Annotated in this window: 19 protein-coding genes and 1 pseudogene; 14 read left to right on the forward strand and 6 right to left on the reverse strand. The window is 66.4% G+C overall.

Features of this window, described 5'->3' with window-relative positions:
* The first annotated feature begins 163 nt into the window (after positions 1-163).
* From AC56DV_RS33270 to AC56DV_RS33285, 4 genes are read left to right on the forward strand one after another with little or no spacing between them, the layout of a single operon-like run.
* Positions 164-1177: a helix-turn-helix domain-containing protein gene (locus tag AC56DV_RS33270; RefSeq protein ID WP_496318470.1), complete on the forward strand. Its 1014-nt coding sequence runs from the start codon at positions 164-166 to the stop codon at positions 1175-1177.
* A complete protein-coding gene (locus AC56DV_RS33275; protein ID WP_496318471.1) occupies positions 1174-2508 on the forward strand; it encodes a recombination directionality factor in 1335 nt (444 codons plus the stop codon). Before AC56DV_RS33270 ends, AC56DV_RS33275 begins: the two co-directional genes overlap by 4 nt.
* 9 nt (positions 2509-2517) lie before the next feature.
* Positions 2518-3819: a metallophosphoesterase family protein gene (locus AC56DV_RS33280; RefSeq protein WP_496318472.1), complete on the forward strand. Its 1302-nt coding sequence runs from the start codon at positions 2518-2520 to the stop codon at positions 3817-3819.
* Between the two features lie 12 nt (positions 3820-3831).
* On the forward strand, positions 3832-6264 hold the full coding sequence (locus AC56DV_RS33285; RefSeq protein WP_496318473.1) for an SMC family protein: 2433 nt from the start codon (positions 3832-3834) through the stop codon (positions 6262-6264).
* 97 nt (positions 6265-6361) lie between these two features.
* Here AC56DV_RS33285 and AC56DV_RS33290 read toward each other — a convergent pair whose 3' ends face one another.
* Together AC56DV_RS33290 and AC56DV_RS33295 are read right to left on the reverse strand one after the other, a co-directional pair.
* Positions 6362-6676 (reverse strand): hypothetical protein, encoded by a 315-nt coding sequence (locus AC56DV_RS33290; RefSeq protein ID WP_496318474.1) that lies wholly within the window; start codon positions 6674-6676, stop codon positions 6362-6364.
* 482 nt (positions 6677-7158) lie between these two features.
* Entirely contained in the window at positions 7159-8289 is a 1131-nt protein-coding gene (locus AC56DV_RS33295; RefSeq protein ID WP_496318475.1) for a sensor histidine kinase, read from the reverse strand.
* A 421-nt stretch (positions 8290-8710) separates the two neighbouring features.
* On the opposite strand from AC56DV_RS33295, the gene AC56DV_RS33300 reads away from it, so the two are divergent.
* From AC56DV_RS33300 to AC56DV_RS33310, 3 genes are all read left to right on the forward strand, one after another.
* A complete protein-coding gene (locus tag AC56DV_RS33300; protein ID WP_496318476.1) occupies positions 8711-8899 on the forward strand; it encodes a hypothetical protein in 189 nt (62 codons plus the stop codon).
* A 78-nt stretch (positions 8900-8977) separates the two neighbouring features.
* Positions 8978-9160 (forward strand): hypothetical protein, encoded by a 183-nt coding sequence (locus AC56DV_RS33305; protein WP_496318477.1) that lies wholly within the window; start codon positions 8978-8980, stop codon positions 9158-9160.
* Between the two features lie 185 nt (positions 9161-9345).
* The gene (locus tag AC56DV_RS33310) at positions 9346-9555 is read left to right on the forward strand and encodes a hypothetical protein (RefSeq protein WP_496318478.1); all 210 of its coding nucleotides are present in this window, start codon (positions 9346-9348) and stop codon (positions 9553-9555) included.
* 113 nt (positions 9556-9668) lie between these two features.
* Here AC56DV_RS33310 and AC56DV_RS33315 read toward each other — a convergent pair whose 3' ends face one another.
* The 4 genes and pseudogenes from AC56DV_RS33315 to AC56DV_RS33330 form a co-directional block, all read right to left on the reverse strand.
* A complete protein-coding gene (locus tag AC56DV_RS33315) occupies positions 9669-9965 on the reverse strand; it encodes a hypothetical protein (RefSeq protein WP_496318479.1) in 297 nt (98 codons plus the stop codon).
* Complete coding sequence (locus tag AC56DV_RS33320; protein ID WP_496318480.1) at positions 9965-10222, reverse strand: hypothetical protein; 258 nt, start codon at positions 10220-10222, stop codon at positions 9965-9967. The genes AC56DV_RS33315 and AC56DV_RS33320 overlap by 1 nt, the downstream gene beginning before the upstream one ends.
* A gap of 400 nt (positions 10223-10622) precedes the next feature.
* On the reverse strand, positions 10623-10838 hold the full coding sequence (locus AC56DV_RS33325; protein ID WP_496318481.1) for a hypothetical protein: 216 nt from the start codon (positions 10836-10838) through the stop codon (positions 10623-10625).
* A gap of 334 nt (positions 10839-11172) precedes the next feature.
* Positions 11173-12239, reverse strand: a pseudogene (locus AC56DV_RS33330) (IS3 family transposase); the annotation flags it as partial.
* Positions 12240-13409: 1170 nt separating this feature from the next.
* Here AC56DV_RS33330 and AC56DV_RS33335 point away from each other — a divergent pair.
* Genes AC56DV_RS33335 through AC56DV_RS33365 form a run of 7 tightly spaced genes read left to right on the forward strand, consistent with a single transcriptional unit; the run spans position 13410 to position 17412 of the window.
* A complete protein-coding gene (locus AC56DV_RS33335; protein ID WP_496318482.1) occupies positions 13410-13868 on the forward strand; it encodes a PRTRC system protein E in 459 nt (152 codons plus the stop codon).
* 11 nt (positions 13869-13879) lie between these two features.
* Positions 13880-14095 carry a PRTRC system protein C gene (locus tag AC56DV_RS33340; protein ID WP_496318483.1) on the forward strand — a complete coding sequence of 72 codons (216 nt, stop codon included), beginning with the start codon at positions 13880-13882 and terminating at the stop codon, positions 14093-14095.
* On the forward strand, positions 14092-14310 hold the full coding sequence (locus tag AC56DV_RS33345) for a hypothetical protein (RefSeq protein ID WP_496318484.1): 219 nt from the start codon (positions 14092-14094) through the stop codon (positions 14308-14310). The genes AC56DV_RS33340 and AC56DV_RS33345 overlap by 4 nt, the downstream gene beginning before the upstream one ends.
* Positions 14289-15317 (forward strand): PRTRC system protein F, encoded by a 1029-nt coding sequence (locus AC56DV_RS33350; protein ID WP_496318485.1) that lies wholly within the window; start codon positions 14289-14291, stop codon positions 15315-15317. The genes AC56DV_RS33345 and AC56DV_RS33350 overlap by 22 nt, the downstream gene beginning before the upstream one ends.
* A 25-nt stretch (positions 15318-15342) precedes the next feature.
* Positions 15343-16074: a PRTRC system protein B gene (locus AC56DV_RS33355; RefSeq protein ID WP_496318486.1), complete on the forward strand. Its 732-nt coding sequence runs from the start codon at positions 15343-15345 to the stop codon at positions 16072-16074.
* On the forward strand, positions 16067-16645 hold the full coding sequence (locus AC56DV_RS33360) for a PRTRC system protein A (RefSeq protein ID WP_496318487.1): 579 nt from the start codon (positions 16067-16069) through the stop codon (positions 16643-16645). The genes AC56DV_RS33355 and AC56DV_RS33360 overlap by 8 nt, the downstream gene beginning before the upstream one ends.
* Positions 16645-17412, forward strand: coding sequence for a PRTRC system ThiF family protein (locus AC56DV_RS33365; protein WP_496318488.1), 768 nt, complete (start codon positions 16645-16647; stop codon positions 17410-17412). The genes AC56DV_RS33360 and AC56DV_RS33365 overlap by 1 nt, the downstream gene beginning before the upstream one ends.
* Positions 17413-17543 lie beyond the last annotated feature (131 nt).

The following is a 17543-nucleotide window of genomic DNA, read 5'->3' on the forward strand; positions in this document are numbered from 1 at the left end:
CCATGGCGAGCGAAGCAAGTTCCGCCGGCTTAGACGTCCACGATATCGAGCGCGTCAAATTCTCTGCGCCGGAAAGGCGGTGGCTATTTGCGGCTTTTCCACTGGCTTGACATGCACCTTGACTGGATGATCCTGTGGAACTTCATCAACCGGGGAGCCCATCATGGAACCCGCCATTCTCGCCAGCGCGCAAGCCATGCTGCGGGCCGCCGCCGCAGGCATTTCGTACGACCAGATCGCCGCCGCCCACGGCGTGACCAAAAGCACCGTGTCGGTCAGGGTGCGTCGTCTGGCCCACACACTGCAGCAAATTGTCGGCGTGCTGGACGTCGATGAGGATGCATCGCCCACGGCGAGCCTGCTGCGCAACCACCGCCACGCCTACCTCGAGGCGCTGGAGCACTTCCGCCCAAGCGCGGCGCCCGTACTGCGCCATGCTCCGGCCACGCTGGCACCGGCGCAGATCGGGATGCTGCTCCAGAAGATTGACCGGCACAGCCATTGCCCGACGCGCGACAAGGCACTCGTGCACGTGCTCTTTGCCACCGGCGCCAAGCCGCTGGAGATCGCCCAATTGACCGTGCAGGACTATCTGGACGCAGACGGACGGGTCAGACGGGAATCGGTGCTGCGCGCCGAGATCGCCGCCAACCATGCCGCCCGCCCGCTGTTGTTCGATGGCGGGGAGCTGATCGCGGCCATCGACGCCTACCTGGCCGAACGTGCCGATACGGGACAGCGCGCCCGGGAAACGGCCAGCTTCCGGGGATTGGATCCCGCCGGTGCGCTATTCCTGTCGCGCGACGGCCTGCGCTTCCAGGTGCAACGGGAACAAGGCCGCACCGGCCAGGCAATCTGCAAGGAGATCCACGACATCTACCGGCGCATCTTCAGCCATGCGGGACTGGCCGGTGTCCATACCGCGTGCGCCCGCCGTATGGCGGCGCTGCGCATGCAGGCCCGTGGCGCCGCGACGCAGGAGATCGCCACCGCGCTGGGCCTCAAGCGCGCGGCGGTGCGCCAGCTGCTCAAGTGCGCGGCCCCGCCGCAGACGGCAATGCGGGCAATTCGCCGGCCGCACAGCGCGCAGGCGTCCACCCCGCAGCCACTTGCATGCCCTCGCCCCGGTGAGAGCATGGACGTGTTTCCCCATCGAGACTCCCGGAGGCAAGCATGAACCAGCAACTGACCGCACCGCACGGCGCGCCCTTCCCAACCACGATCCTCGGACGCCGACAACCACGCATCCCGACCGCTGGCAAGATCCGCGCCGGCATCAAGGTGCTCACCAAGGCGGCCGCCGCCAATCCGGCGATCCGCGCCCTGTACGACGACGGTCTGGCGCAGCAGGCCACGTTCGAGCAGATCGAGCAACGGATCGCCGAGCGCTTCCCCGACGTGAGAACGCCACTGGCGCCGAAGAACGTGGCGTGGTTCACCGTGCGCCCCGCCGATTTTCCCAATCCGGCGCTGGCCGGCCAGATCCTCGATGCCTATGGCGAAGACCGTGGCGACGGCCAGGTCCGCCTGTACCGCTTCCCCGTGATCTTCCCGGCCGACGCCTGGCAAAGCGTGATGCCGCACGAACTGGCGTGCTGGGCGCGCAGCGACAAGCGCTACTGGAGCGAGTATTCCAGCGACGGCCAGACCCGGCGCTGCATGATGTTCTCGCCGGCCAAGCTCGACCAGCACAGCGGGCGCGCGCTGCGCAGCCTGGGCGGGCGCGGCACCGAACCACGCCCGGATAACGGCGGCCTGTGCGCGCCGGAATCCTGCCCCGAATTCCAGAGCCGCCAGTGCAACCTGTCGGGCCGCTTCATTTTCTACATCCCCGGCATCCGCTCGCTCGACGCCTTCGAGCTGCACACCAACAGCTTCTACGCCCTGTCGCGCGCCATCGAACGCTTCGAGGCGATCGCCTTCATGCGCGGCGGACGCCTGGCCGGTTTCCTCGATGCACAGCGCACGCCGTTCTACCTCACCAAGACGCTGCGCGAGGTGTCGCACCTGGACGCCAAGACCGGCCAGCCGGTGCGTAGCGCGCATTGGATCATCGAACTGGAAGCGCCGGTCGACGTGGCCGCCCTGCTGGCCCGGCAGGACGACGAGGCCACGTTGCGCCTGGCCGACACCGCCGCGCACGCACTGCAGGACCACGCAGCGCCCTCGCGCGAGGTGCTGTCCGATGCAGGCCCAGCCGTGCAACAGGGCGCCGCCGCGCCGCAGGCGAGCCCCACCGCCACGCAGCGTGGCCAGGCCCCCGACGACCACGCGCACAAGGCGCCGCCCGCCGATGCGGACCACGGCGCAGACGCGGTGTACGCGCTGGCGGCCGAACTAGGCGTGGCGCGCGCGCGGATCGACGCCTACCTGGACCGGGCCTGGGGAGCGGGCTGGCGGCGCAACGCCCAGGGCGTCAAGCGCGTGCTGGCCGAGCTGGCCGGCTTCGAAGGCGATCCCGCGGGCCTGCGGGCGCGCATCGAGGCCGAAATCGGCGCACAGCAATAGGGGGCCGGCATGATCACCATCGCCCATTTTTCCGACCTGCACTACGCCGACGACACCCTGGCCGAGGTGGACCCCTGCTTTGCGTTCGGCGTGGACCAAGCCATCGCCCGCGGGGCGCAAGTGGCCGTCGTCACGGGTGACAGCACCGACCACGCACTGCCGGCCCACTCCCCGGCGCTTGCCGCGCTGGCCCGGCACATCCGGCGGCTGGCGGACCATTGTCCCGTGCTGATGCTGCAGGGCACCTTTAGCCACGAACCGGCCGGCCTGCTGCACCTGTTTGCGCTCCTGGGCGGGCGGCATCCGGTGCACGTCGCCGATCGGCTGTCGCAGGTGGCGCTACTTCATGACGGTCGCTGGCTGGCATCGGGCGACTGGCGTTTCGACAGCTCCCCCACCGACGCGCGCCTGTTGTGCAGCTGCCTGCCCACCCTGAACAAGGCCGCGCTGGCCGCCAGCGTCGGCGCCGGCGAGGCTGCTGCCGCCATGGGCGAGCAACTGGCGCTGCTGCTGGCCGGCCTGGCCCCCATCCACCGGGCGGCGCGCGCGGCCGGCGTGCCCGCCATCGGCCTGTCGCACGGCACGGTGCGCGGCTGCGTCACCGAGCATGGCGTGCCGATGGCCGGCCTGGACCACGAGTTCACCACCGGCGCGCTGTTTAGTGCCCAAGCCTGCGCCTTCCTGCTGGGGCACATCCACAAGCACCAGCGGTGGTGCGACGGCGAACGCCTGATCGCCTATCCGGGCTCGATCGGGCGGCTGCACTACGGCGAGCAAGGCGACAAGGGCTTCCTGATGTGGCAGGTCGATGCCGATGGCGCGCAGGCCACGCTGGTGCCCACGCCGGCGCGGCGCACCCACGAACTGGTGTTCGACGGCGCGCCCGACCTGGCCTCCCTGTCGGCATTCGCGCACGCGCACGACCTGGCCGGCGCGTGGGTGCGGGTGCGCTGGTGCGTGGCCGAGGAGGCGGCGCACACGGTGGACCGCGCCGCGATGGCCGCTGCGCTGGCCGGCGCGGCCGGGATCAAGCTGGAGGGGCGCGTGCTGCCGCTGACGCGCGCACGCGCGGCGGGCATTGCCCGCGCGGCGGATCTGCGCGCGCAACTGCGCGCCTGGGCCACGGCGAGCGCCGTGGAGGCGGCGCCCCTGCTGGCCTGCCTGGAAAGCCTGGAGCAACTGGCGCCGGAGGCGATCGCCGCGCGGCTGCTCGCCCCGAAAGACGACGGCGCCGCGTTGACCGTGGCCGGCCCGGACGCACCATGGGACCAGACGGCGGTGCTTCCCGCCCCCGATCCCGCACTGGCATGAAAGGAGAACACCATGATCCCCCTGAAACTATCCTTGAGCGGCTTTTGCGGCATCCGCGATGGCCTGGGCCGCGACAGCATCACGATCGATTTCGAGCAGGAGGCCGGCGGCGCGGCGCTGGTGGCGCTGACCGGGCGCAACGGGCGCGGCAAGAGCACCATCCTTGACAACATGACGCCCTATCCCGTCATGCCCGCGCGCGCCGGCGCCGACGGGCTGGGGGCATTCTCCTACTACGACGAAGTCTACCTGCCGGAAAACCACAAGGCGCTGGAGTGGGCCATGGATGGCGTGCGCTACCGCAGTCACCTGGTCATACGCCTGGGCGGCAAACGGCGCACCGAGGCCTATCTGCACCAGCTCGGCGAACGCGGCTGGACGCCGGTGCACCTGGCCGACGGCACGGTGTCCGACGGCAAAATGGAGACCTACAGCCGCTGCGTGGAGGGCGTCGCCGGCTCGGCGGCGACGTTTTTCAGCACCGCGTTCTCGGCCCAGCAGCGGCGCCAGCTGTCGGCTTACCGCAACGGCGAGATCAAGCATCTGCTGGCCGACCTGCTGCGTCTGGACGCGGTGCGCGCACACGGCGAGCGCGCAGGCGAGGTCATGCGCCTGTTGCGCAGCGCCCTGCATGACCTCCGCCAGCGCCAACAAGCGCAGCGAGACGCCCTGGCCGGCCTCGCGGCCGAGCTCCAGACGCTCGGCGACACCGCCGCGAAGGCCGAGCTGGCGCGGCAGAACCGCAACGTCGCCGCGGCCCGGCTGGACGCCAAGCGCTCTGTCCTGGCCGCCCTGCGCGCCGAGCAGGCCGTGGCCGCCAGCCACGAGGCGCGCCGTGCCCAGCTGCTGGACGAGCGCGGCGCCGCGCTCACCGAACGGCAACACGCCCTGGCGGCCCTCGATGCGGAGCTGGGACGCGAGCAGGCTGCGTGCGACGACATGGCGCAGCACCATGCCCAACGCGCCACACGCCGCGAAACCACGCGCGCCTCGCTGCGGGCCCAGCGCACCACCCTGCAAGCGGCCCTGCAGCAGGCGCGCCAGGCCGGACGGGCCGCCCGGCACCTACCGGTCATGCAAGCGGTGCTGGCGCGGCGCGACGCCCGCCTGGCCGAGGCGCGGGCAGCGCTGGCCGAGGGCGAACGGATGGCGGCGGACTTGGCGCTGGCGCAGGCGAAGCACGCTGCCATCGAACGCGAAGCCGGCCAGGCGGCGCTGGCGGCGCAAGAACTGCGGCGGCGCTTCGCTCTGACGGCCGAGGTACCCTGCGCCGGCATGGCGCTGCAAACCGGGTGCAAGCTGCTGGCCGACGCGCACACGGCCCATGCGCTGCTGCCGGACGCCGGGGCGGTGGTGGCGCGCCTGAACGCGCAGCACGCGGCACTGGCAGACCAGATCGCCGCGCTGCGCCCGCAGGCCGCCGATGTGCCGCGCGCGCGCCTGGCAGCCAAGGCCGCCGAAGCGCGGCTGGCACATAGCCGCGACCGCCTGGCGCAATGCGAGCGGCAGGCCGCGCGGCGCGACGCGCTGGCGCAGTCCGGCGCCATGATGGAGGCGCTAGAGGTCCGGCTCGCCGTGCACGCTGAACAGTCGGCGGCCGAGCGGACCGAGGACGACAAGGCCTACGCCGAACAGCAGCACCGGATCGCCATGCTGCAGCGGCGGTGCGCATGCGCGGTGCAGCCAAGCCAGGTGGCCCAGCGCATCGATGCGCTGCTGGCGGCGCTGCCGCCGGCCTTCGACGAGCGCGCCATCACCGGCGCGGCCGGCGACTGCGAACAGACCCTGGCGCGCCTGCAACTGGCCGAGCAGTCCCACCTGGGTGCGCTGCGCGAACTGGACCGCGCGCGGGACCTGGCCAGGCAGCACGCCGCGCAATGCCAGGCCTGCGAAGACCAGGAACGCCAAGCGCTGCGCCTGGAGCGGCACCTGGAGGACTGGTCGCTGCTGGCCAAGGCGTTGGGTAACGACGGCATCATAGCGCTGGCCATCGACGACGCGGGCCCTGCCCTGTCGGCGCTGGCCAACCAGCTGCTGCTGGCCTGCTACGGCCCGCGCTTTTCGGTGTCGCTGCAGACCCAGCTGGCCACCGCCAAGGGCGAACTGCGCGAGGGCTTCGACATCACGGTGCACGACGCGCACAGCGACAGCGTCAAGAGCGTGGCGAAGATGAGCGGCGGCGAGCGGATCTGGATCAACGAGTGCCTGACACGCGCCATGGCGTTGTACCTGGCGCAAGGCGATGGACGGCGCAGCGCCACGCTGTTCTCGGACGAGGCCGACGGCGCGTTCGACGCGCAGCATAAGCGGCGCTTCATGGCGATGAAACGGGAGGTGCTGCGTATCGGCGGCTACGCGCAGGAGTATTTCATCTCGCACACGCCGGAGCTGGCGGACATGGCCGATGCGGTGATCGATCTGGACCGCTACGTGGCATTGGCCTAGGGATGAGCACGTCAGTGGTGGACGACGCGGGCGCGCGCACCGGCCTGGTCGCCGCCGCTGCCGAGCCCGGCCGGCGACAAGCGCCCTTTCGGCGCGCCTAGCTGCCCTTCATGACCTCAGATTCCATGGCGGCATTGCGCTCCTCGCTCGCCTCGATGGAATTCATGGCCTCGTCCACCGAGGCCGCGGCACGTTCGGCAGCGACGATGCGCTCGGCGGCAGTGGTGACGAAGTCATCCTGCCCGTCATCGGCCGGCGGCTCCAGCATGTCCTTGAGCATCGCCGTCAATTCGACCGCATCGATGGGGTGACGATTCTGCTGGCATTGCTTGATATAGTGCCGGATAGCGGCGTCCTGTCCCACGGTCAAGGGCAAGCCACCAAAAGTCTGGCTGGGGTCAATCTCTTTCATGGCGATGTCCTCCGCCCATTTCGTAGCGCCAGTGTACGCCCTTCCTGGCGGCCTTGCGCGGAAGGTGGCAAGCCTACGGCGCATCGCGCGACATACTGTGCGACGGCAATGAGCTGCGCCGCTCGCAGTGCATGCGTAGCTCGTGGTACAGCATGGAGCCGAACCGCGCCGCGGCGGTGAAAGCAGGCGCGCCAGGCGCGGACGCTGTGGCCAGCGGGCGGGCACGCCCTGGGTGACGTATCGGGGATATCGCATGCCCACAGGAGGCCGCTTTGTGATAGCGCTCACCAGCGCCCTTGGTTCGGCAAGCGCTTGTGCGCGAGCCGCATGCGCAAGATCTGTCGTCAGGGTGACAGCGAATGGCCGTTGCTTGGCTTGGCCGTGCGGCTTATGCCGAGCCAGGCAGCTTGGCAGACGGCGCCTCAGCACACCGACCGCAAAGGCCGCTTCCTGTCACGGATCATTACCCGAAGCAAGCTGTTTCAATTATCCGGCAGCGCATGCCGGGGTAGCGCAATAGTAAATACGCAACCGACAAGCGGTTGATCGCGGACGCTCAGTTGCCCGCCATTTTCCACCACGCATTGCTGGGCGATGGTCAGGCCGAGTCCGAGGCCCGACCGATCGGTTGCGCCTTGCTCGAAAGGCTGAAACATGCGCTGGGCCACGCCGGCTCCCAGGCCGCCACAACGGTCGGCTACGTCGATCAAGACATGCTCGGTGGTGGCATGGCAGGTCAACGTCACCTCGGTATGGGCGTGGGTAAATTTGAAGGCATTCTGCAGCAAGTTGACGACCGCTGCCAGGAGCATGGGCCGGTTACAGCGCAGGGCCAGTTGCGGGTCGACCGGCAGCACCTTCAGTCGGCATTGCTTGGCGATCGCCGCCAATGCTGCGGTCGCCTCGACTTCGGTGACAAACTCCGCCAACGAAAACAGGTGCCGCAAGTCGTCGCGTTGTTCCTCGCGCACGACGGCGATGGTGTCGTTGATCAAGCGCTCCAGGCCAGCCAAGCTGCGGTCCAGTATGCTGCCGGTCGCGCCGGCAAGGGGAAGGTTGCTTGACTTGCAGGCCGCGTAGGCCAGCTTTGATGTGCCGAGCAGGTTGCGCAGTTCGTGGACAAAGAAGCCCATGCGCTTGTTCTCCTCCAGATTGTGGCGCTCCGCCGCCATCGACGCATGTTGCTTGCCAAATTCAGTCACCGCGTAGGCGATGGCATTGTCGAGGCAGCGATTCAGTGTCCGGAACTCGTCGACGGAAAAAGGCGCGTCGCGCTCGACCGCCAGGTCGGTAATGGCCTGGCAGAGATCGCCGTAGTTATGGACCACCTCATGGACCGTAAAACCCAATGCGAGCATGTCTTGCCCGTGCAGCGTCGCGGACGCGTCCATCTCGGCATGGGCCGCGGCGTCGGCATCGAGGACGGGGCACTCCTGGCCCGTGAGCGCCGATCCCGATTGCTCCAAGCGCAACGTGCTGATCAACTGCTCAAGAAACAGGGGTACCCCATTTCGCAGCTGTTCGGCAGTGACGAAGTGCTTGCGCGTGGCCACGTTCGCCTGACATCGGGCAATGAGCTCGCGGCGATTGTTGGCCAGGAATTCGTGCAACATGATCTTTGCCTGCGTCCTTGCGCCAGGGAGGCCGGGCGTGGATTGCCCGGACGGGGGAGGAACGACTGGGAGCGTGCCAGACCGGCTTGCGACAAAAGGCGCGCACCCATTTCCTCTTTTCATCATAGCACGAATTTCAATAAAGATCGCCTAACTGACGCCAGGCAACGAGCTGGTGCGAGGACCAGCAACAGCGCCTGGTGCACTGAAGATACTTGTCAATTCTTGGCAGGGCGCCACGCTGCTGTAAATCGCCACCCCGCCGACATGTTGCTCGCGTCACGACGTGCATGCCAAGCAGGAACATACCAACGTGGCCGCAGTCCAGTCCACCTATACAGTACGACTAAATGGGCGCATGCTGCACAGGCAGCTGGCCTGGCGCGACCCCGTCCAATGCCACGTTGCAAGGAGAGTACGGATGGAAACGACAGAAGCTGGAAGTGCGGATGCCATTACCCCACCGACACCTGCGCAACGTTGCGGGCCGGCACCTGAAAAGGAATGGCAACCGGCCAAGCGTCCCTGGGACAAATGGCACGGCAACCAACAACCGCGACACGGCGTCATCAACAACGATACCACCCGCCTGCCCAACCAGCGCCCATGAAAGCGGCAAGCCACACCGGTACGGACGCGGCAGCACCTTACTGCCGGCCGCTGCCCCCCCACCCAGACGAGGTGCACGATGAACATCATGTGCAGCAATGCAACGGAGCCGCAGCGCCCGCCAAGCGACTCGCAGCCGGCCAAGCAAGCGGATCAACAGGATGAAGCGCTTGATGAGGCGCTAGATGAGACCTTCCCAGCGAGCGATCCGGTGGCCATTTCCATTCCGAAGCCATCGACCAGCCCGCTGTCATCGCCATGAGTACGTCTGCCGGTGCTCTCCGGGTGTATAGTCGTTACTGAAGCAGTTCGTCCGCCCCCGCCAGCCTACGCATAGCCGCGTCGGCAGCCGTAAGAGATCCTGCTGAAGGACCAAGCTTCGGTCAATACGGCTGTCCGGCTTCCCACGTAGCAGGGAACCACCTTCGCCTCCACCAAGAGGAAGCCATGCCCGACGCCCCCTCTACCGAACACACGGATCGCGACCTGCGCAAAGATGCGCGGATTGCGGACCGAGTGGACGCCGCCCTGTCGATTGCCGCGATCGACGGGATCGGCGTGGCGCTCGATTACATGCAATATCATGGCGTTGGCCACGACGTGGCAATCAGGGTGCTCACGTCGCCGTACCTGCACCGCAGACACATATGCGACTAAGCGTCACATAGCAAACGCAGGAAGTTCCGCCAATCGTGAGGCGAAGCGCGGACGGTGTACCCCGGGAGGGCGCGAGAACACGCAGCCAGTTTATGGGCGTCGATGCGCACGCTTCAAGACGCCCGGCGCTTCAACCGCCGGATGAAACGGTTCGCCTCGGCTTCAGCCTGACACTCATGGCGAAACCCAAAGTCGCGCTCCGGCGCTGCACAAAAAGTTCGCCGGCTGCCCGGGTGGAGCAAGACTCTGAGCGCAACATGCAATGGCACATCGTGCTCGAACAGGTAGGCGGCGGCGGCCGCGTTGCTCAGCATCGTCTGAAACACAATGCCCACTTCCACCTTCTGAGCGCACAGCACATCCCTGCGCGTCGATAGCGCTTGCCCTGCATCAGGCAGCGCGGCGTCCATCAGCCGTAACACACGGCCAGGTCGTGCACCAGATCGAGCCGCTGCCGGACCACCAGAAGGTAGGTCATCCGCCCCACGGGGCCAATGTGGCGACGCCTTTGCGCAGGGCGGTCCAGCACGCGCTCAATGACGGCGTGGTTGACACGCAGTTTCTGGAGAAATCGGCAAGCATAGCCCGACTGCCGCGACCGCTGCATCGCAATGCCGACTTCGACGATGTCGGACATCGTATGGTCAAGCCGCTTGTTGATCGACATGGTGCGCCTCCCTGGGCATGACTGCGATTCGTGTGCTCGCAATGCATTGTATGCCTCCACATGCCATACTGCATTGCATATTGCAATGATCCTTTCCGCTGTTCGCATGATTTCCTATTGGCATGGAACGCAGCATCCGGCGCCACGTCCCGGCCGGGGCATCGCCGCGTGCGGAACGCGCCGCCAGCAGCCAGCGCACGAGGGGACTTGGGGCTTGGGCGCGAGCATCGGCGTTGACCTCTAACCCAAGCACGACAGACACATGGCCAAGTTGATCCAATGCGCGGATCACAGGATGTCCCACGTCAAACCCAGCGCAACTCGCGGTTGCGAAATGTTAGGCGCCGCGTCCCAATGAAGTTCCACCACCTGGTTGCGGCGAACCGTGATTTTCTCGTCACTAGTTCATAAACGGTACGGCACCAAATCGACGAAGCATTCGCGCGGCTTCCTCGATGCCAAATGCACTGCCGTCTACGGGTGGTGCGTTTCGCTCAATCGAAACCCGCTCAGCCACCTGGAAGGCGCTGACGCGTTCGCGCCAGAGGGCCTGCAGCGCGTGAACGACAAGATCGCGCTCCGCTTTTGGGAGTACCGCTTGGAGATCGTTTTCCATGAATTTTCCTTGCTGACATATGCGGACTACTTTCGCCGCAAAAAACACCGGAGAGCTGCAAAGACCACGCGTACAGGCGCAAGATACAGCCAGAATCCAAAACTCAATTGACGGAACGCCGTCCCCTCATCGACGCCGGGGAATAGTAGTTTGCTCAGTCTAGCAAGCCCGATTATAGTGAGCACAAAAAGTATAAAAAAGTACTTCATGCAGTTTCCTTGAAGCGTCACTTTCGGCTTGCGTGCATACGGGCTGTCTATATGCCCGCAACCCCCAAAATGCTGCGCACGGACAGCGCATATTGCACAAAGAGGTCCGGAGATAGCCCCCTGATTCATCGGACACAACTTGTCGCTTGGTTAGCGCCGCTTTCCTGAGCCCGGCGCGCCAGCTGCCTCCTGAACATGCGAGGCGATTTCAACTTCAACGACGAATGCGGATGAACCTCATTGAAATGCATAAAAGCGTCTGGCAATTGGGCGAGAACGACTTTGGCATTGCTGCGGTCCATCAAGCCGACGTAGTCCCGTTTAAACGTGTTCACAAAGCTCTCGGCGATCCCATTCGACTGCGGGTTGCACACCGGTGTATGAATCGGCTCCAGCCCCAATGGGCGCGCCAGGGCGTGCACTTCATGGGCCCGATAGGCGCCTCCATTGCCGCTCAAGAATTCCAGCTTCGCCGATCCAATGCTGGCCTGGCCAAACCGCGCCTCGACCGCTTCGACCAGCATGTCGCGGACGGGCTCTTCAGGCAGGCCGCGTTCGGCCCATGCGCGCCACGCAATGATTTCACGGTCACAGCAATCTTTCATGAACACGCCGGTCACGACCTCTCCATTATCGCAAGCGATCTCAGAACCGTCGGAGCACCAGCGCAGGTTTGGTTCTGCCACACCCACGACGCCATCGTGAACGCGGCTGCTGACGCGGCGTTTGGGCGCCTTAGGCAACAACAGGCGGTGTTCCTTCATCACCCGGTAAAATCGCTTGTGATTGATCGCTTGCAGGCCCATCAAGGCGCGCGTACGGTTGACCAAGGCGCCGGCCCTGCGGTATCCATAGGTCGGCAGCGCCGTGATTTCGGCGCGCTCCGCGTCGACCGGGATGGCGTCGTCGGGCTGGTGGAACGTCTGCGCGGTACGGCCATCGATCCAGTCGACCAGCCGCGCCGCCAAAATGGCCACATTCGAGCGCGCCACGCCCAGCGCCGAACCGACCGCCTTCATTGGCCGTCCTTGTCCAACAAGGGCGAGCGCGCAATCCACTTTTTTTCGCGAGCGAACTCGACAGCCTCCTGCAGGATCTCAACTTCCATCGTCTTCTTGCCCAGCATGCGCTGCAGCTGGGCAATCTGGGCGCGGGCCGCGGCCAGTTCACTTGCAGGCACCACCGATTCGCCGTTCGTCTCTAGCGCTTGATGATCGGCGATCACCAAGTCGCCATGTTCGCTGAACGCGGTCACGGCGTCGGCTATTCCGTTGTCTAGGCAACGATTAAGCGCTCGGAACTCCTCGATAGAGAATGCCTCATTTAGGTCAAGCGAAAGGTCAGCCACCGCTTGACAAAGGTCTCCGTAGTCATGAACGACCTCATTAATAGAATATCCAAGCGTCAAAAGATCGGCACCATGGATTGCAGCGGACACACCTACTTCGGCGTGCCTGAAGGGATCGCCAGACGAAAGCCCTGAGATAGTTACGGCCTCAGCGGTGGCTCCTTGGTCTTCCGCTTGTAAGGTGCGAATGAGCTGGTCTAGGAACATGGGGATTCCCAGCTCCAACTGCTGTTTGTTCGGAATTCTGTCGGGGCGATTTGAGACTTTTTCGCGGCATCGCCGCTCAAGCTCATCCCGGTTGGCGACCAAAAATTTGTGCATCATAGCGTTTCTCACAAGTGACCCGCGTCCTGTCGACTCATTCCTCGCGGAACCGGCGCTGCGGCTGGGGATTGGCGCCAAAACGTGGACGCAAGATAGCATCCTGCGCTCGTTGACATCGCGCGTCTGTGGGCCATCGAACACTAGTTTCGGTAAATGCGCTAAGGAGGCGCTGATTTACTCGTCAGCGCCATCGCCTGCCTGCGTGCGGGTCACCCCGTCCGTGTTCACGTCAGAAGCGCACATGGCTCGACTAGTAAGGGGGCTTCGCGACCTGGTCCGCCTCAGCTGATGCAAATATGTTGAATGACGCAACCTTCAGCCTCTGCTGCAGTATCCATTGCCCGCCGCGCTCTGCGATATCCCTTCCCAGCACCGATTGCCGATCACTGCAGTCCGCGCTTAATCCTGTGCCGGATGCACACGCAAGCAGGCTAACGCTGCTGCTTGCCGGTCCACTCTGGAACGCCGCGCGTTGTTTCTCCCTTCCGCATTACATCCCGGAATAGGTGCGGCACTTCACAGAAGAGCATCAGCGCCCCTGCTGACTCGGGGGCCACCTTGCCGGCGCATTGGCAAGGGCAGGCACACTATGGAGACGGTCGTGCCACGCGTGTCGGCGGGAGCGCCGCCACTAGCGTTGATCAACTCTCGCCGTACCATGGTGTCATCCCTCACAAAAGGAGCAACAGCATGGGACTGTTCACCGAGTTGTACCCGCTGGCCACCAACACCCGGCTTGCGATGCTGGTCACCGCCGACGCGCAGCGCGGCCTCATGACCATATCGGTCATGCCGCGCCCGCTGCACGACGCTGCCGTGAATCTGACGACGGATCTCACGCTCACCGCCACGCCCGAAGAATTCGACAGCGGCTTCATCGAGGCACTGACCGGCTACCGCGCCGAGCTCGCGCCGCTTCTGGAGCAGGCCGCCGCCGCCAACCGCGCGCTCCAGACCGAGAAGGCCAACCTGCAACAGCAGGCCAAGGCCAAGCGCACACCGACACCCGCACCACCGCCCAAGCGGGCCGCCACTCCCGCGACCCGCTGCGCGGATGTCGACGACAACGAGGAAGGGCGCATTGCAGCCAATCCGAACGACGACCCCGACATGGACTGGATCAAGAACCGCCAGCCCCAATTGTTCTGAAAGGAGCCAGCATGGCCATCACCATCAAGGAAACCCCGCGCCGCTACCGCTACAACGGCATCGAACTGCCCGCGCCCCCGGGCATGGCCCCGCGCGACGTGCGCGACCTGCACAGCGCTGTCTACCCGGAACTGATCAGCGCAGACATCGTCGTGGCCGACGAGCTGGTGAACGGCGCGCAGGAAATCACCTTCCGCCGCGCGGTCGGCACCAAGGGGCGGCAATGAACTGGCGCGAATTCGACGCGCTGGCCGACGCGATGGCCGAGGGCCGCGCCGAGGCCAACGCCGCCGCGATCAACCGCGCGATGGGCAAGCGCGCGCTGGCCGACACGGCGGCATGCTGGCTGCGCTTCGCCGACACCTGCAGCGCCCACGCCACCGGCAACGCCGCGCCATTCCGGCCTGCGGCCCCGTCGCCATGGCTGCCGCCCCTTCCCTAGCGGCACCGGCCCAGCCCGTGCTGAGCACGGACGTGCCCACCACCATCCTGCCCGCCGCCGGGCAGCGCGTGGCGGGCATGCTGGCGCGCTACCTGGTGCGCGCGGGCGCGGTGACATGGCGCGCGTTTCCCCTGCCCTGCGACGATCCGCTGACGGCCTGCGCCATGGCGCTGTCGGCATGGCTGCACCGCCATATCGGCGAGATGGCGTGCCTATCTCCCGCGTTCGTCCTGACACCGGTCACAGCGCGCGCCATCGAGGACATCGAGGCCCCAGCACCTGGCCTGAGCGCATCGGACGCCGAGGCGGTGCGCGGCATCCATCTGCGCTGGTGCGAAGCTTCCGTCCATCGGTGGACCGTCGGACCGGGCTTGGACGCGCTGGAGGCCAGCGCACCCGGATTGGGCGCTACCGTGCTGCACATCATGGAGCAGAAAAGCGCGAACGCCTATCCGCTGTTTACGCCATCGGTGGTGCTCGATGAAGCGTCGAACCAGTACTGGCTGGGCGAACTGGACGAGACCGAAGTGCTGGAGGAGGAATGCGGCGACGATGAGGAAGCGCGGGAGGCGATGCAGGCCGACATGGTGCGCCGCGCCGATATCGAAGCGGCCTTCCCGCCCTGGGCCTTGCGCCCTTGCGCGGCGCTGCCCCGCAGGCAGTTGCGCCTGCTCGCGCAGGAGCACGCCGACGGCTTTGTGCGGCGGGCGGCGCAACTGGCGCTCGCACTGGCGCGCACACCCGTGCACAAGCGCTTCGCAGCGCGGCGCGAGGGCCTATTCACCGGCTTTGGCGCGGTACTGTGCTGGCATGACGACGACATCGCGGTACGGGTATCGGACGACTACGCCAACTACGCATGGCAAGGCGAGTGTTTCGAGGAGATCGGCGAGGTGCTCCTGCCCGCCGACGAGCCGCAGGCGCTGCGCGACTGGATGCGCGCAGTGACGCCGCAGTTGCGCGCCATCGGCCTCATCGACCAGTTGCTGCGGCACCTGTCGGCGTGATACTGAAGGCAGAGGAGGACACGCCATGCAAGCACAACTGCGTATCGAAGCGCCCCGCGCCGCCAGTCTGGTACTGGCCGAGGCAGTACTGCTCTACCGCGAGCAGGACCGCCACGCCACGCGGGCCTACGCCAGCATCCACCGGGTCGAACTGGCTGAAGGACGCCCGGTGATCCTGGCAGGCAAACCGATGTCGCCGCGCGCGGCAAGGCGGCTGGCGCACGAACTGACCCGACAGACGGCCAGCGCGGCGGCGTATCTGGACGGCCGGACGCTGTACGCGGGCGAGGGCCTGCTGGTGTGGTGGCAACCGGCCTGCGTGCGCCACATCGCGTTTCGCTGCCCGCAACTGGGCGAGCGCGGCGAAGCGGTGCCACATCCCGCACTGGTGTTCGCCGTCTGCGCCAAGGGCTGGCGGGTCTGGGCCTGCAAGGACGGCACGCGGCCCGCGCCGGGCACGCCGCTCTATCGCGCGCCGTACTTCAACGTCGGCGACGACGGCGCGATCTGTCACGGCAGCACCATCCTTCCCGGCGGCGAGGCACGCAGGGACATCGACGCGTGGAGCGACGCCTTTTTCGGGTCCTTCTTCTCGCACCCGAACGGCAAGAAGCTGGTACGCCACCGGGGCGGCGCGTACGCGTTCTGGCAGGCGATGCTGGACGCGCCGCCCGCGCGCTTCCCGCTGCGCGCCCTGCTCCCCATGGACGCCACGCTGGGCCAAACGATTGCCGCACTGGGAGGCGAGCATGACTGATCCACGCGACGCGGCGCTGCAGGCCGCCTGCCCCGTGATCGCCGCACCCCGGCATGGCGAACTTCCGCCCATGGCGCCGGGACTGCGCCTCGTGGCCGCCGCCAACGGCCTGTTCGTGCAGGTGCGCCTGCCATGGCTGGACTGCCTGCAACGCTGCGGCAGCGTGGACCCCGGCCTGCCGCTGCCCTACGGCACGCTGGCGCCTTGGCTGCGCCTGTCGTTCGGGGTGGTACCGGCGGACTTGCTGCGCCGCTTCGTCGCGCAGGCGCGGCGCGCAGCGCCCTACGAGACGGCCGCCGCCATCGTCCATTGCGCGCGCAGCGGCGCACTGCGGCTGGCCGCGAGCGAGCAGGTCGCGGTCGACCTGCACTCGCACGGCGAGGCTGGAGCGTTCTTCTCGCCGATGGATGACGCCGACGACCGCGCCATCAAGATCTGCGGGGTGTTTGGACGGGTGCGCAGCCGCCCCCCGGAGGCGCGTTTCCGGCTGGCGATCAACGGCCTGTTCATCGACCTGGCCGACCAGTGGGACAGCGTCATCGGGCTGGCCCGGCTGGAAGGGGTTGCGTGATGGACGCCCTGCCACACCGGATCTGCAGCGAGCTGCTGACGCGGCGCGTCACCATTCATCTGGCGGGCGTGGGCGGCAACGGCGCGCAGATGGCCGGCTGCCTGGCGCGGCTTGACATCGCCATGCGCGCGCTGGGCCATCCGGCCGGCCTGCACGTGCACGCGTTCGATCCCGACACCGTGAGCGAGGCGAATGTGGGCCGCCAGCTCTACAGCCGCGCCGACGTGGGCTCGCACAAGGCGGTGGTGACGGTCACGCGCCTGAACCACTTTTACGGGTTGGACTGGGACGCCAGCGTGCATCCCATCGAACAGGCATGGGACGGCGAGCGCGGCTACGCGCGGCGCGAGGCAGACATCCTGATCAGCTGCGTGGACACGCGCGCGGCGCGGCGCAACATGCACACCTATTTGTTCAGCGGCCAACGTTACCTGTACTGGCTGGACCTGGGCAACCGAGAGCACGACGCGCAGGTGGTTCTGGGGCAGCCCCCCAGCCGTGCACTGCCGCTGGACGCGCCCGGGCGGCTGCGCTGCGTTACCGAACGCTACGCCGAGCTGATGGATGAGACGATGCCGGAAGACGACACGCCGTCCTGTTCGGTGCGCATGTCGTTGGTCTCACAAGGGCTATTCATCAACGATGTCGCGGCGCGCTACGCGGCGCAATTGCTGTACGAGCTGTTTTCCACGGGCGGGCTGGATACCCACGGCGTGGTTTGCAATCTTAATACAAAACGATCGGTGCCGATTCAGATTCAAGAATGATGGGCAGTTTCCGCCCCAGGCTGTGTGAAAACACGCTCCCAATGTAAACGAGATTTTTTCTGAAGCGTTAATAGCTCATCTGACGCAATCAGGAGAGCAGGATGAAGCGTTTTGTCGAAGGAACCGACCGC

The organism is Massilia sp. BGA-UO-ETr-WB1, from assembly GCF_059567845.1.